12 protein-coding genes are annotated in these 15092 nt (G+C 65.6%); 6 read left to right on the forward strand and 6 right to left on the reverse strand.

The genetic code is table 11. The features are described from left to right. Positions 1 to 335: 335 nt before the first annotated feature. The 3 genes from ACTRWB_RS29675 to mnmC all read right to left on the reverse strand — a co-directional run bounded on the left by ACTRWB_RS29675 (position 336) and on the right by mnmC (position 5305). Positions 336 to 1451 (reverse strand): YbdK family carboxylate-amine ligase, encoded by a 1116-nt coding sequence (locus ACTRWB_RS29675; protein WP_343494392.1) that lies wholly within the window; start codon positions 1449 to 1451, stop codon positions 336 to 338. A 14-nt stretch (positions 1452 to 1465) separates the two neighbouring features. After that, positions 1466 to 2680 carry a cation:proton antiporter gene (locus ACTRWB_RS29680; protein WP_412022737.1) on the reverse strand — a complete coding sequence of 405 codons (1215 nt, stop codon included), beginning with the start codon at positions 2678 to 2680 and terminating at the stop codon, positions 1466 to 1468. Between the two features lie 672 nt (positions 2681 to 3352). After that, the gene (mnmC, locus tag ACTRWB_RS29685; RefSeq protein ID WP_446903930.1) at positions 3353 to 5305 is read right to left on the reverse strand and encodes a bifunctional tRNA (5-methylaminomethyl-2-thiouridine)(34)-methyltransferase MnmD/FAD-dependent 5-carboxymethylaminomethyl-2-thiouridine(34) oxidoreductase MnmC; all 1953 of its coding nucleotides are present in this window, start codon (positions 5303 to 5305) and stop codon (positions 3353 to 3355) included. 388 nt (positions 5306 to 5693) lie between these two features. Between mnmC and ACTRWB_RS29690 the strand changes: the two genes are divergently transcribed. After that, a complete protein-coding gene (locus tag ACTRWB_RS29690; protein ID WP_006401505.1) occupies positions 5694 to 5972 on the forward strand; it encodes an HU family DNA-binding protein in 279 nt (92 codons plus the stop codon). Positions 5973 to 6089: 117 nt separating this feature from the next. Here the strand turns inward: ACTRWB_RS29690 and ACTRWB_RS29695 are convergent, their stop codons facing one another. Next, the gene (locus ACTRWB_RS29695) at positions 6090 to 7403 is read right to left on the reverse strand and encodes a GTP-binding protein (protein ID WP_419687346.1); all 1314 of its coding nucleotides are present in this window, start codon (positions 7401 to 7403) and stop codon (positions 6090 to 6092) included. Positions 7404 to 7549: 146 nt separating this feature from the next. Next, positions 7550 to 7999, reverse strand: a complete 450-nt coding sequence (locus ACTRWB_RS29700; RefSeq protein WP_129513343.1) for a lytic transglycosylase domain-containing protein — start codon at positions 7997 to 7999, stop codon at positions 7550 to 7552. A gap of 366 nt (positions 8000 to 8365) precedes the next feature. Here ACTRWB_RS29700 and gspD point away from each other — a divergent pair, with 366 nt between their 5' ends. From gspD to gspF, 3 genes are read left to right on the forward strand one after another with little or no spacing between them, the layout of a single operon-like run. Beyond that, complete coding sequence (gene gspD / locus ACTRWB_RS29705; protein WP_446903931.1) at positions 8366 to 10708, forward strand: type II secretion system secretin GspD; 2343 nt, start codon at positions 8366 to 8368, stop codon at positions 10706 to 10708. Further along, positions 10705 to 12204 carry a type II secretion system ATPase GspE gene (gspE, locus tag ACTRWB_RS29710; protein WP_446903932.1) on the forward strand — a complete coding sequence of 500 codons (1500 nt, stop codon included), beginning with the start codon at positions 10705 to 10707 and terminating at the stop codon, positions 12202 to 12204. The genes gspD and gspE overlap by 4 nt, the downstream gene beginning before the upstream one ends. 4 nt (positions 12205 to 12208) lie before the next feature. Continuing rightward, a complete protein-coding gene (gspF, locus tag ACTRWB_RS29715) occupies positions 12209 to 13426 on the forward strand; it encodes a type II secretion system inner membrane protein GspF (RefSeq protein WP_193097377.1) in 1218 nt (405 codons plus the stop codon). Positions 13427 to 13457: 31 nt separating this feature from the next. Here the strand turns inward: gspF and ACTRWB_RS29720 are convergent, their stop codons facing one another. Beyond that, a complete protein-coding gene (locus tag ACTRWB_RS29720; protein ID WP_129513339.1) occupies positions 13458 to 13868 on the reverse strand; it encodes a type II secretion system protein N in 411 nt (136 codons plus the stop codon). Positions 13869 to 14045: 177 nt separating this feature from the next. Between ACTRWB_RS29720 and gspG the strand changes: the two genes are divergently transcribed. Together gspG and ACTRWB_RS29730 are read left to right on the forward strand one after the other, a co-directional pair. Continuing rightward, positions 14046 to 14498 carry a type II secretion system major pseudopilin GspG gene (gene gspG / locus ACTRWB_RS29725; RefSeq protein WP_129513338.1) on the forward strand — a complete coding sequence of 151 codons (453 nt, stop codon included), beginning with the start codon at positions 14046 to 14048 and terminating at the stop codon, positions 14496 to 14498. Positions 14499 to 14537: 39 nt separating this feature from the next. Further along, positions 14538 to 15092 (forward strand): GspH/FimT family pseudopilin, encoded by a 555-nt coding sequence (locus ACTRWB_RS29730; protein WP_129513337.1) that lies wholly within the window; start codon positions 14538 to 14540, stop codon positions 15090 to 15092.

A 15092-nucleotide genomic window follows, 5' to 3' on the forward strand; every position in this document is an offset into this window, starting at 1 on the left:
AAGCCGACATTCTAAGCGACAGTGGAAAATCGCACAGCTAAGTTATCCCCTGCATTCTGTGGAAAATCGCTGGATAACTGAAATTTTTCGTTGTGCCTGCTATGCCGCGCGCCCGCGGATTGGGGCGCGCCAACATTTTCCGGTTCGGATCGGCCATCGGGGGAATGGCAATGATCCACCGGGTTATCCCACCCGCAGACCGTTGACTTTGCAGCGGAATATCGGGTTATCCACAGATTTTCAGGACGACTGGCAACGATTTCGGCCTGAAACCATGCCGAGCGTCGTTCAGCGAATCGCGACGCGGTCGAGCCTGCAATCTGCAAAACATTTTTTCATTCACGCCAACGTAAGCACTGCTGGCGGACCGTCTCGTTCAGCGATTTTTCCTGTTTGAAAACGGTTCTCAACCACGATGCGTCGTTCACGCGCGCTTTCGCCAGCGCGCCGATCTCGTCGAGCGCCGCGCGCGAGCCGAGCGCGGCCGCATGCGGCGCGATCCGGTCGAGCGTGTCGAGGATGTCTTCCGCGATCGTGCGGCGTTCACCCGTCTGAGGATTCACGCAGGTGCCCTCGAGCCCGAAACGGCACGCTTCGAAACGGTTGAACGTGTAGACGAGGTAGTCGTCCTCCGACAGCTTCAGCGGCCGGTCGGTCAGCAGGTAGCGCGCGAGCGTCTGGATGTAGCAGGCGATCGCCGCCGCACGGTCGACCGACAGCGGCGTGTCCATCACGCGCACCTCGATCGTGCCGAAGCCGGGTTTCGGGCGGATGTCCCAGTAGAAATCCTTCATCGAGTTGACGACGCCCGTGTTCACCATCTTCGTGAAGTACTCCTCGAAGCTGTCCCAGGTCAGCACGAACGGCGCGCGGCCCGACAGCGGGAACGCGAACACCGAATTCAGGCGTGCCGACTGGAAGCCCGTGTCGACGTTCTGCACGAACGGCGACGACGCGGACAGCGCGATGAAGTGCGGAATGAAGCGCGACATCGAGTGCAGCAGGAACAGCGCGCTGTCGGAATCGGGACAGCCGATGTGGACGTGCTGGCCGAACACGGTGAACTGTTTGGCCAGGTAGCCGTACAGCTCGGAGATGTACTGGAAGCGCGGCGCGTCGTAGATCTGCCGGTCGCTCCATTGCTGGAACGCGTGCGTGCCGCCGCCGGCGAGCCCGACGTTGAGCTGGTCGGCCGCCTTCACGAGCACGTCCCGGATCGCATGGAGCTCGCCGACCGCCTGCTCGTGCGTATGGCAGATGCCGGTCGACAGCTCGATCATGCTCTCGGTGATTTCCGGCGTGATGTTGCCCGGAAAGGTTTCGCCCTGGATCAGGCGCATCAGGTCGGATGCAGCCTTGGTCAGGTCGTAGTTGTGCGTGTTGACGACCTGGATCTCCAGTTCGACGCCGAACGTGAACGGTTCGGAATTGACGAAGGTTTCGAGTGCCATGGCAGGTTCCTGAATCAGTTGCTGTCGCTGCGTTCACCGACCGCCGACAGGCATCGGTAGACGACGAACGGACTGACGAGCTGCAAGACCACGATCGTGCACATCACGATCGCGCGCAGGTGCGGGTCGAAATTCGGATAGAGCTGGTAGGTATCGTCGACGAGCAGGTACGACAGCGCGGACATCGGCGTGAGCGCGATGCCAAGCGCGACGCCCTGCTTCATCCCGATGCCGCTCGGCTTCGCGAACGCGACGACGCCGGCCAGCTTCGCGACGAGCCGCGTGACGATCAGCACGATTGCGAGCAGCCCGCCGAGCGCGAGGTCGCCCCACGTGAACGACGTGAGCGTCAGCACGAACAGGACCACCGTCAGCAGCCAGCCGGCCGTGCCGAAGTGCTCGGGCCACAGCTGCGGACGCGCTTCGAGGTTCTTCACGATGATGCCGGCGAGCAGCAGCGTGAGCAGCGTCGACAGCTTCAGCGCCTGTGCCACCGCGATCGCAAGCATCACGAGCCCGAACAGTGCGACGAACGAATGCTCGTCGCGCATCGTCGACGTCATGTGGCGGAACAGGAAATTGCACGAACGCGCGACCAGGTACGCGACGAAGAACGAGCCGGCGATCAGGTACAGCGGTTGCAGGATCGTCGCGAAAACGTTGCCGTACGCTTCCTGGTGGAGCCAGCTGGTCACGAGCTTGGTCAGCACGATCGCGTACACGCTGTTCAGCGCGGTGAGCGTGATGAGCCGCTGCGACACCTGCCCTTCCGCGCGCAGTTCGGTCTTGAGCTGGATCACCATCGACGGCGACGTCGCGATCGCGATCGCCGACAGCACGAGCGCGACCATCCCCGATACGCCGAGCGCGAGCATCACGAACAGCACGAGCACGAACGTCAGCGTGGCTTCGGCAAGGCTCGACGCGATAAGCCACGGATTGCGCCGGATCCAGCGCAGGTCGAGGCGGCTGCCGAGTTCGAACAGCAGCAGGCCGAGCGCGACGTCGATCAGCAGTCGCGAGGTTTCGTCGGTACTCGCGTCGATCACGCCGAACCCGAACGAACCGGCGATCAGACCGATCACCGCATAGCCGGTAATGCGCGGCAAGCGCCACGCGCGATAGCACAGCTCGCCGCACAGGCCGGCCGCGAACAACGCGAGCCCGGCCCAGAACACAGCATCCGGCGCGAGCGGCCAGTTGGGCAGAAATGAGAACGCCGACTTCATCGTGGTGACTTCTCCTTTGGAAGCAACCGCCAGCGACGCAGGGTCAAACGTCAGAAATGGATGCGCGCCGGCTGGGTGTCGCCCCGAATTTGATTGTTGTGGTCGACGACGGCGGGACATGGGATCCGCCTGTTCCGCCACATGGCGGAACGTCGCACAGATTGCCGATCTGGATTGTCGGCCTGGTGTGTGAACGGACAGCGCAGTCTCGAAGATTCAGATTCGAAAACGTGCCGACCGTTCCATTGAAGCATGTCCGGCGCCTGGCCGAACGAACGCGAAGGACACCGATTGTGCCACAGCTTTTTCGGTCTGGAACCCATTGAATCGACTCGCGGCGCTGTGCGGCACCTCAGGTCTTTGGTTTCAAAGGTTTACCTGTATATATACGTAGTAGAAGTTAACAAGACCGGCACAGTTCTGTGGATAACTTCGGTTTACGCTGACGGATCAATGCGTTGCAGAAGCCATAACCCGTTGCACAGGCTGTTCGTGCACAGAGGTTTGAGTTGGGCAACTTTTGGCCCTTCTCACAGCTGTGCGGAGTTACCCAGTTTACGTCCACTGTGATTACACACGAAGTGCGTGTGGATTTCGCAAGGTTATCCACAGCATCGGGTGGATAACCTTGCACAGGAAAATCGGGAAACTGTGAGGGATGCGTGCGGCCGGTCAGCCGGCCGAGGCGATGCGGCGAGCGCGCAGTGCGCGGATCAGGAAGCGTGCCGGGTCGACGGCTTCGGCGAGTTCGCGCTCGAGCGGCCACGGCTCGCCTTCGAGTTGCGATGCGATCAGTTCGGCGCCGAGGGCGGCCCATACGAGGCCGCGCGAGCCGAAGCCGAAGGCGCCGTAGAGCCCGGGCATGCGCGGCAGGTCGCGCGCCTTGGCGCCGCTCAGCGCGCGTGCGTTCGCGACGGCCTGCGCTTCGTCGGCGAGCGGGCCGATCAGCGGCAGACGGTCGGCGACGACCCAGCGGAACGCGACGCGGCCGTCCAGCGTGCCGACGTCGGGCAGGTCGCCGATCAGGCCCGGCAGCAGGTGCCGCACGCGATCGAGATTTTCGACGTGGCCGGCTGGACGCATCGCGGGATCGACGTCGTCGGGTTCGAACGTCGCGCCGATCAGCAGCGTGCCGTCGTCGAGCGGCACCGCGTAACCGTCGCCGATCGTCGGACACGGCAGCGGCGCCGCACTGCCGGGCGGCAGCAGCGTGAGCTGCCCCCGCACCGGTTGCAGCGCGACATGCTGCAGCCCGGCGAGACGCACGGCGTCGCCGGCGTTCGCGAGCACGACGACGGGGGCTTCGGCCAGCGTGCTACCCGCCGCGTCGAGTGCATGCCACGTGTCGCCCCGCCGCTCGAGCCGCGCGACACCGGTGGAGGCGAGCAATCGCACGCGTTCGCCGGCCGCCGCGCATTGCGCCGCGCAAAGCCCGGCCGGCCAGACGGCGCCGCCTTGTGGAAACAGCAGGCCGCCATGCGCGACCGGCAGGTTCAGATGGGCGCGCGCCGCATCGGTATCGAGCAGCGATGCATAGTCGGACGGCGCGCCGAATGCATCGAATGCGTCGCGCATCCGCGCGAAATCGTCAGCCGATTCAGCGAGATGGATCATCCCGTGCGTGCTGCGCGCGAACGCATGACCTGCGCGTTCGAGCGCACGCCAGCGTGCGATCGCGTGCAGGAAGCCGCTGCGCGTGAGCCGGCTCGCGACGTTGTCGTCGCGCGTCATCAGCGGGTGGAATACACCGGCCGGATTGCCCGACGCTTCGCTCGCGATCCGTTCGTGCCGCTCGATCAGCGTGACGTCCCAGCCGCGCGCGGCCAGACGTTCGACGACTGCGCAGCCCGCGAGACCCGCGCCGATCACGATCGCACGGCGCGTCGCAACGGGCAGTGCGCGCGGCGGTTCGTGCCGGCGCGAGCGCCAGCGTGGCGCATATTCGCCGACGAGCAGATCGTCGACCTCGCGATACGTGAAGCCTGCTTCGCCGAGTGCATGCTTGATGGCGTCGGAATGTGCATGCGTCGCAAACGTCGCGCCTTCGCCGGCGATCTTCGCGAATGCACGGACCACGTCGTTCGACCACTGATCCGCGTCGTTCGATGTTGGGACGCCGTCGAGACAGAATGCATCGGCGCGCGTGACGAGCTTCGTCAACATGTCGATCGCATCGCCGAACGCGAGCGTGAGCACCACACGCCCTGCGTCGAATTCGAGCCGGTGCAGGCCCGGCACAAGCATCGGCCATGCGTCGACGAGAGCATCGACGTCCGCCGATATGGTTGTGTTCGCAACGATATGGGAAAGCACTTGGCGCAGGTCGTCGCGCGAGAACGGGTGCGGCTCGACCGAGACGAAATGCAGCCGTTCGCAGCGTGCGGGATCGTCGCGCCACGCGGCCCAGGTTGACAGGAAGCTGTCGCCTGCACCGAAGCGCGTCGCGACGACCGTGAACGTGCGGCGGCCGTGCCAGCGCGCCGGCAGCCCGTTGCCCGCGACGAACGTGCGATGCGTGTGCGCGAGTGCGCCTGACGCGTCGCGATGGAGGTCGCCGAACTCGGGCGAGACGGGCGTGCCGTCGTCGCGAAGCGCGAGCGTGGCGGGAACAAGTCGGTCGGGCATGCGAAACAAAAAACGTGGCAGCCAAGCCTGGCAAGGGATTGCGCGGGGGCGTCCGAGCGGCCGTTGGAAAAAGCCAACGGGGCGGCGCACGGGCGGACCGCGCTGCGTATCCTGTCCGGTTGGCGCAGGTCAAAAAACAGGCAATCGACGATTCATTCGGCGAAATACCGATGAAAATCTTTGAAACCCTTGTCGTTATTGGGTTTGCGCTGCGCTATCATAGCAACGCCGTACCGCGGGGTGGCCGCCGGCAAGCCGGAGGGCGCGTCGCGCGGGCCAGGATTCGGCGCTGTGCCGTCGGAGTCTGACTCTCGACGGCACGGTTCGCGCACGTATAATCGGCGCGTTCGCGCTGTTCGTGTCAACCTAACCTGATAAAGGAACCTTAATGAACAAACAGGAACTGATCGACGCCGTCGCCGCCCAAACGGGCGCCAGCAAGGCTCAAACCGGCGAAACGCTGGACACGCTGCTCGAAGTCATCAAGAAGGCCGTGTCGAAGGGTGATGCGGTTCAGCTGATCGGCTTCGGCAGCTTCGGTTCGGGCAAGCGCGCAGCACGTACGGGCCGCAACCCGAAGACCGGCGAAACCATCAAGATCCCGGCAGCCAAGACGGTCAAGTTCACGGCTGGCAAGGCGTTCAAGGACGCCGTCAACAAGCGTTAAACCAGCGCCTGTTCCAGAAAAAACCCGCCTCTCGGCGGGTTTTTTGTTGGGCGCGCGCGGCATTTTCGCCACAGTCCGCGCCGCTCTTGCAAGATTTAACGGTTGTTTTACAAGCCGTTACGCGTGCACGATCTGCGTGTCGCCGTGATCGTCGTCGTCGTGCGAATCGACGTCCCATTCCGGGAACGGATCGTCGAACACGCTCCATCCCGCCGCGCCGAGTGCGAATTCCGCATCGGTCAGCAGGCACGCATCGAGTTTCTCGCGCCATGCATCGGCGTCGAGCGCGATGCCGATCAGCACGAGTTCCTGCCGGCGATCGCCGACCGTGCGATCGTCGAGATCGCCCTGCCATTCGGTACGGATTTCGGCGAGCAGATCGTCGTCGTCCGGCCATTCCGAGCGATCCTGCGCGGCCCACCACAGACCCGCCGGGCCATGCCGGCAGACGCCGCCCGCTTGCGACAGCGAGCCCGCGATGTCGTTGCGCGTCGCGAGCCAGAAGAAGCCCTTGCTGCGCAACACGCCCGGCCACTCCTGGTGCAGCAGCGCCCAGAGTCGCGCCGGATGAAACGGCCGGCGCGCGCGGTAAACAAAATTGCCGATCCCGAATTCGTCGGCTTCACCGTGCACGTGCGCGTGATGCTGATCGTGGCAGTCGGGGTCGTCGCAATGCGTGTGATCGTGATCGAGCGACGCGAGCCAGCCCGGCGCGTTCGCCGCCTCGTCGAAATCGAAGCGGCCCGTGTTCAGCACTTCATTCAGCGGAATGTTGCCGAACGTCGACACGACCTGGTGCGCGCGCGGATTGAGCCGCGCGAGGATGTGCTGCAGGCGCGTGAGTTCGTCGGCAGCGACGAGGTCGGCCTTGTTGATCACCAGCACGTCGCAGAATTCGATCTGCTCGATCAGCAGCTCGACGAGCGTGCGGTCGTCGTCTTCCGACGCGGCGATGCCGCGCGTCGCGAGCGCGTCGTCGGAGCCGTAGTCGCGCAGGAAGTTGTATGCGTCGACCACGGTAACGAGCGTGTCGAGCCGCGCGATTTTCGACAGCGACGTGCCGTCGTCGTCGACGAATGTGAAAGTTTCGGCGATCGGCATCGGCTCCGCGATACCGGTCGATTCGATCATGATCGCGTCGAAGCGGCCCTCGGACGCGAGGTTGCGGATCTCGACGAGCAGGTCGTCGCGCAGCGTGCAGCAGATGCAGCCGTTCGACATTTCGACGAGGCGTTCCTCGACGTGCGACAGCGCCTGCGCGTCGCGCACAAGCGACGCGTCGATGTTGACCGCCGCGAGATCGTTGACGATCACGGCGACTTTCAGGCCCGCGCGGTTCGCGAGGATATGGTTGAGCAGCGTGGTCTTGCCGGCGCCGAGGAAGCCGGACAGCACGGTGACGGGCAACGGCTGGTTCATTGCGGTACGCACCAACGGAAAAAATGAAAAAGCGGCCGCGGCGCCCTTCCGGGGCGCGATCGGCCCGCGGACGGGCGAAGTTGCGGCGTGAGCCCGCATTGTGCATCAAACGCGCGCAGGCCGGCCGGCACGGCGTCAGGCCGCGACGCGGCGCAGCGTCATTGCGCGGGCGGCAGCAGCTTCCATTGCGACAGGATGCCGGCGATCTGCCGCGCGTACTTGTCGCGCAGCGATGGTGTTTCCGAATGATAGGCGCCGACGGCCTGCCACGTGTTGCCGTAGCGGTTCATCTTCTGTTTGAGATGCCACGCGGCGATGTACACGTTCTTGCATGGTTCCATCAGCGTGTCGCGGCCGATCCCGTAGCGCGACAGCGTCGGCAGATGGATCGAATTGATCTGCATCAGGCCGTAGTCGATCGAGCCGTTGGTGTTCTTGTTCAGCGCGTCGGGCCGGTTGTGCGACTCCTGCCACGCGATCGCGCGCAGGATCAGCGGATTGACCTGCTGGTATTTGGCCGCCTCGTCGAAACAATCCGCGCGTGCGTTTGCGCTGGCGAACCACGCGCCGGCGGCGATCAACACGATCGAAGCGAACCGTCTGTTCATGGTGCGGAAACGAAAAGGAATTGCGCGAAGGTCGGGAAAACCCGTGTCTATTACCAGTACGGCGAGAAACGCGTCGCCCGTATCATACCGACAGTCCGTCAGGTTGCGACAGGCAGGCGAACGACAGTCCGGTTATATCGTATTTCCATGTCGGTTCATCGAGAAACGGGGCGATGGCCGGCATGCCGAGGGTAGCGCAGAATCTTACATATTGCATACGACTCGCCGATCACATGTCGTATGTGAGACAGTCCTCTGATCAATGTGATATTTCGGACATGAAAAACTGCTAATGTCGCCCCTTTCGGACTTGGATCCCAGCACTACCGCCGGAAGTGGCCTGAGCCGGCATCGACCCATTCATCCATGACAAGAAATCGCTTCGTTATGCGGCGCGTTGCCACGACCCTGATCGTCGCCGGCATCATCGTCTCGCAGGCCGCCTACGCTCAGGTCACGCTCAACTTCGTCAACGCGGATATCGACCAGGTCGCCAAGGCGATCGGCGCCGCGACCGGCAAGACCATCATCGTCGACCCTCGCGTGAAGGGGCAGCTCAACCTCGTTGCCGAACGCCCGGTGCCGGAAGACCAGGCGCTGAAGACGCTGCAGTCGGCGTTGCGCATGCAGGGCTTCGCGCTCGTGCAGGATCACGGCGTGCTGAAGGTCGTGCCCGAAGCCGACGCGAAGCTGCAGGGCGTGCCGACCTATGTCGGCAATGCGCCGCAGGCGCGCGGCGACCAGGTGATCACGCAGGTGTTCGAGCTGCACAATGAATCGGCGAACAACCTGCTGCCCGTGCTGCGGCCGCTGATCTCGCCGAACAACACGGTGACGGCCTACCCGGCGAACAACACGCTCGTCGTGACCGACTACGCGGACAACGTGCGTCGCATCGCGCAGATCATCGCGGGCGTCGACAGTGCCGCGGGTGCGCAGGTGCAGGTCGTGCCGCTGCGCAACGCGAACGCGATCGACCTCGCCGCGCAACTGCAGAAAATGCTCGACCCGGGCGCGATCGGCAACAGCGACGCGACGCTGAAGGTATCGGTCACGGCCGACCCGCGCACCAACTCGCTGCTGCTGCGCGCATCGAACGCGGCGCGCCTCGCGGCCGCGAAGCGCCTCGTGCAGCAGCTCGACGCACCGAGCGCGGTGCCCGGCAACATGCACGTCGTGCCGCTGCGCAACGCCGATGCGACCAAGCTCGCGAAGACGCTGCGCGGGATGCTCGGCAAGAGCGGCAACGACAGCGGCTCGTCGGCGTCGTCGAACGATGCGAACAGCTTCAACCAGAGCGGCGGCTCGTCGTCGAGCGGCAACTTCTCGACCGGCACGTCCGGCACGCCACCGCTGCCGTCGGGCGGCCTCGGCGGCTCGTCGTCGTCGTCGGGGTACGGCGGCTCGTCGGGTAGCGGCAGTGGTCTCGGCAGCGGCGGCCTGCTCGGCGGCGACAAGGACAAGGGCGACGACAACCAGCCGGGCGGGATGATCCAGGCCGATGCGGCGACCAACTCGCTGATCATCACCGCGTCCGATCCGGTCTACCGGAACCTGCGCTCGGTGATCGACCAGCTCGACGCACGGCGTGCGCAGGTCTATATCGAAGCGCTGATCGTCGAGCTGAACTCGACGACGCAGGGCAACCTCGGCATCCAGTGGCAGGTGGCGAGCGGCCAGTTTCTCGGCGGCACGAACCTGAACGCCGGGCTGAATATGGGCAACAGCATCATCAACCTGACGGCCGGCGGTCTGACCAACGCCGCCGGCGGGATCACCGGCGGCGGGCTTGCCTCCAATCTCGGGCAGTTGGCCCAAGGGCTCAACATCGGCTGGCTGCACAACATGTTCGGCGTACAGGGGCTCGGCGCGCTGCTGCAGTATTTCGCGGGCGTGAGCGACGCGAACGTTCTGTCGACGCCGAACCTGGTCACGCTCGACAACGAGGAAGCGAAGATCGTCGTCGGCCAGAACGTGCCGATCGCGACCGGCTCGTATTCGAACCTGACGAGCGGCACGACGAGCAATGCGTTCAATACCTACGATCGCCGCGACGTCGGCCTGACGCTGCACGTGAAGCCGCAGATCACCGAAGGCGGGATCCTGAAGCTGCAGCTCTATACCGAGGATTCGGCGGTCGTTGCCGGCACCACGAGCGCGCAGACCGGCCCGACCTTCACGAAGCGCTCGATCCAGTCGACGATCCTGGCCGACAACGGCGAGATCATCGTGCTCGGCGGCTTGATGCAGGACAACTACCAGGTAACGAACAGCAAGGTGCCGCTGCTCGGCGACATTCCGTGGATCGGCCAGCTGTTCCGTTCGGAATCGAAGGTGCGCGCGAAAACCAACCTGATGGTGTTCCTGCGCCCGGTGATCATCTCGGATCGCAGCACCGCGCAGGAAGTCACGGCTAACCGCTACGACTACATCCAGGGCGTGACGGGCGCGTACAAGTCGGACAACAACGTGATGCGCGACAAGGACGATCCGGTCGTCCCGCCGATGCCGCTGGGCCCGAGCCAGGGCGGTACGGCAGCCGGCAACCTGTTCGATCTCGACAAGATGCGTCGCCAGCAGGTACAGCGTCAGGTGGTGCCGGTGCCGGCTCAGCCGGTGCCGGAGGCGACGCCCGCGCAGCCGCAGGGCGTGCCGCTGCAGGCGGTACCGCAACAGCCGCTGACCGCCACACCGGGAGCCTCGCAGTGAGCGACGTGCTCGCGTCTTCCGCCCACGACGGCGCGCCGGGCGAACGGCAGCCGCCGTCGCCGCTCGCCGCGCGCCTGTTGCCGTACGGCTTCGCGAAGAGCGGCCAGGTGCTGATCGCGCACCAGCTCGACGACACGCTCGAGGTGTGGATCAGCGAACGCACGAGCGACGCCGCGCTCGCGGAAATCGCGCGCAATTTCGGCTCGATTTCCGTGCACCGCGTGCCGGCCGACGAACTCGCGCAGGCGATCAACCAGGCCTACTCGCGTCACGACGGCAGCGCCGCGCAGGTGGTCGGCGAGGTCGAAGGCGAAGTCGACCTGTCGCGGCTGATGCAGGACATCCCCGAAGTCGAGGATCTGCTCGAATCGGAAGACGACGCGCCGATCATCCGGATGATCAACGCGCTGCTCACGCAAGCGGCGCGCGAACACGCATCGGACATTCACATCGAGCCGTTCGAGAACGCGTCGGTCGTGCGCTTTCGCGTTGACGGCACGCTGCGCGACGTCGTGCGCCCGAAGAAGGCGCTGCACGGCGCACTGATCTCGCGGATCAAGATCATGGCGCAGCTCGACATCGCCGAGAAACGCTTGCCGCAGGACGGCCGCATCACGCTGCGCGTCGGCGGCCGGCCGGTCGACGTGCGTGTGTCGACGCTGCCGACCGGGCACGGCGAGCGCGCGGTGCTGCGTCTGCTGGAAAAGGATGCGCAGCGCCTGAACCTCGAAGCGCTCGGGATGGGCCGCGACACGCTGCGCGAGTTCGACAAGCTGATCGCGCGCCCGCACGGCATCGTGCTCGTCACGGGCCCGACGGGTTCGGGCAAGACGACGACGCTGTATGCGTCGATGTCGCGGCTCGAAACCGCGACGACCAACATCATGACCGTCGAGGACCCGATCGAATACGATCTCGGTGGCATCGGCCAGACGCAGGTGAACGAGCGGATCGGGATGACCTTTGCCCGCGCGCTGCGCTCGATCCTGCGCCAGGATCCGGACGTGATCATGATCGGCGAAATCCGCGACCTCGAAACCGCGCAGATCGCGGTGCAGGCATCGCTGACGGGCCACCTCGTGCTCGCGACGCTGCACACGAACGACGCGGCATCGGCCGTCACGCGTCTGACCGACATGGGCGTCGAGCCCTACCTGCTCGCGTCGTCGCTGCTCGGCGTGCTCGCGCAGCGTCTGGTGCGGCAGCTCTGCCCCGTCTGCAAGGAAGAGCGGCACGAGGACGGCCGCATCGTGTGGCATCCGGTCGGCTGCGACAAGTGCGGGCATTCGGGTTACTCGGGCCGGCGCGGCGTATACGAACTGCTGCTGGTCGACGACTCGATCCGCGCGCTGATCCATCGCAATGCGGCCGACGCCGAGATTCTGGCCGCCGGCCGCGCGGAAGGGATGCGCACGCTGCGCGACGACGCCGAGCGCTGGCTCGCGGCCGGCGCGACGTCGCTCGAGGAAGTGCTGCGCGTGACGGGAGGCGCATAGCGCGATGCCGGCATTCCGTTTCGAAGCAATCGATTCGGCGGGACGCGCGCAGAAAGGCGTCATCGATGCCGACAGCGCGCGGTCCGCGCGTGGCCAGTTGCGCACGCAGGGGCTCACGCCGCTCGTCGTCGAGCCGGCCGCCAGCGCGACGCGCGGCGCGCGTTCGCAGCGGCTCGCGTTCGGCCGCAAGCTGTCGCAGCGCGAACAGGCGATCCTCACGCGCCAGCTCGCGAGCCTGCTGATCGCCGGGCTGCCGCTCGACGAGGCGCTCGGCGTGCTGACCGAGCAGTCTGAACGCGACTACATCCGCGAACTGATGGCCGCGATCCGCGCCGAGGTGCTCGGCGGCCATTCGCTCGCGAATGCGCTGGGCCAGCATCCGCGCGATTTCCCGGAAATCTACCGTGCGCTGGTCGCGGCCGGCGAGCACACGGGCAAGCTCGGCATCGTGCTGTCGCGCCTGGCCGACTACATCGAGCAGAGCAACGCGCTGAAGCAGAAGATCCTGCTGGCGTTTACGTATCCGGGGATCGTCACGCTGATCGCGTTCGGCATCGTCACGTTCCTGCTGAGCTACGTCGTGCCGCAGGTCGTCAACGTGTTCGCTAGCACGAAACAGCAGTTGCCGATGCTGACGATCGTGATGATGGCGCTGTCGGATTTCGTGCGGCACTGGTGGTGGGCGATCCTGATCGCGGTCGCGCTGATCGTGTGGTTCGTGAAGGCGACGCTGTCGCGCGACGGGCCGCGGCTCGCGTTCGACCGCTGGGTGCTGACCGCGCCGCTCGCGGGCAAGCTCGTGCGCGGCTACAACACGGTGCGTTTCGCAAGCACGCTCGGCATCCTCACCGCGGCCGGCGTGCCGATCCTGCGCGCATTGCAGGCGGCCGGCGAGACGCTGTCGAACCGTGCGATGCGCGCGAACATCGACGACGCGATCGTGCGCGTGCGCGAAGGCTCCGCGCTGTCTCGCGCGCTGAACAACGTGAAGACGTTTCCGCCGGTGCTCGTGCACCTGATCCGTTCCGGCGAAGCGACGGGCGACGTGACGACGATGCTCGACCGTGCGGCCGAAGGCGAGGCGCGCGAGCTGGAGCGCCGCACGATGTTCCTGACGAGCCTGCTGGAACCGCTGCTGATCCTGGCGATGGGCGGCATCGTGCTCGTGATCGTGCTGGCCGTGATGCTGCCGATCATCGAGCTGAACAACATGGTGCAGTAACGGCCTGACCAGTGGGTCGGGCCGTCACCGTTCAACGCATGTAGATCGCGGGGGACGGCGTGTTCGCCGGGAGCTGGATTTCGGCGCGGGCGCCGTTGCGGTCGACGATGATCGAGCGGGGGCGGACTTCGGCGAGCTTCGCGCCGGGCGTGACCTCCGCGCCGAGCGACACGGCGCGCGGCGGTTCGCCGCCGATGCCGACGATCGCGGCGGCGCCGCGGTCGAGCGAGAGAATGCCGAACAGGTGGATGTCCTGCACGGGATTCTTGTCGAGCTGACCGCCGAAGAGCGCCGCGGCGTCCTCGGTGCGGATCGGCAGCCGCGCGGCGGCGGCGGGCAGCGGTGCTTCGCGGGCCGATAGCGTGACGACCCAGTAGGTGGCCGTCGCGCACAAACCCGCGAAGAGGGCTAGGGAAAGGATCCGGATCGAGAGCGCGTTCATGCGCGCTATTGTACGGATGTATATGAAATTTGCGTTGGGTGAAAGCCCTCGGCAATGCGCGCCTTACAATGCGTGCTCCGCGCCCGCGGGTTCGGAAGCTTGCCGTCAGGGAATCGTCCGGGTGTGCCGGGTGCGTCACTCAACCAACGACATTTTTTTGGAAAGAGGTAGTCAGTCATGCAAACGTGGATCACTCGCCGCAACGCGGCCGTGCGTCGTCAGCGCGGTTTCACGCTGATCGAGATCATGGTGGTGGTCGCGATCCTCGGGATCCTGGCGGCGCTGATCGTGCCGAAGATCATGAGCCGCCCGGACGAAGCGCGCCGCATCGCCGCGAAGCAGGACATCGGCACGATCATGCAGGCCCTCAAGCTGTACCGTCTCGACAACGGTCGTTATCCGAGCCAGGATCAGGGCCTGAACGCGCTGATCCAGAAGCCGTCCACCGATCCGATCCCGAATAACTGGAAGGACGGCGGTTACCTCGAGCGCCTGCCGAACGACCCGTGGGGCAACGGCTACAAGTACCTGAACCCGGGCGTGCACGGCGAGATCGACGTGTTCAGCTACGGCGCCGACGGCAAGGAAGGCGGCGAAGGCAACGATACCGACATCGGTTCGTGGCAATAAGCCGTCGCTGATCGGCCCGCCGCTTCGTTCCCGTTCTTCATGCTCGCCATTCGCACGACCTCCCGCTGCGGCCGCGATTGCCGTGTGCGTCGCGGTGCGGCGCCGTTCGTCCCGGCGCGTGCCGATAGCGGGCCGCTGAAGCGCGGCGCGCGCGGCTTCACGCTGCTCGAAATGCTGGTCGTGCTCGTGATCGCGGGGCTGCTCGTATCGCTCGCGTCGCTGTCGCTGACGCGCAATCCGCGCACCGACCTGCGCGAGGAAGCGCAACGCGTCGCGCTGCTGTTCGAGACCGCCGGCGACGAAGCGCAGGTGCGTGCGCGCCCGATTGCGTGGCAACCGACCGCGCACGGCTTCCGGTTCGACGTGAGTTCGGCCGACGGCTGGCGCACGCTGCGCGACGACCTGCTGCGCCCGCGCGACTGGGACGGCGGCGTCACGGGCGCCGACATCGACTACCCGGGTTCCGACACGCGCGCGAGCCGGGTCGTGTTCGGCACCGAGAGCATCGACACGCCGGTGCGCGTGACGCTGCATTCGGCCGTCGGCAGCGCGACAATCGTCGGCACCGGCAACGGCCGCTACGAGGTGCAATGA

It is taken from the genome of Burkholderia sp. YIM B11467, assembly GCF_052952715.1.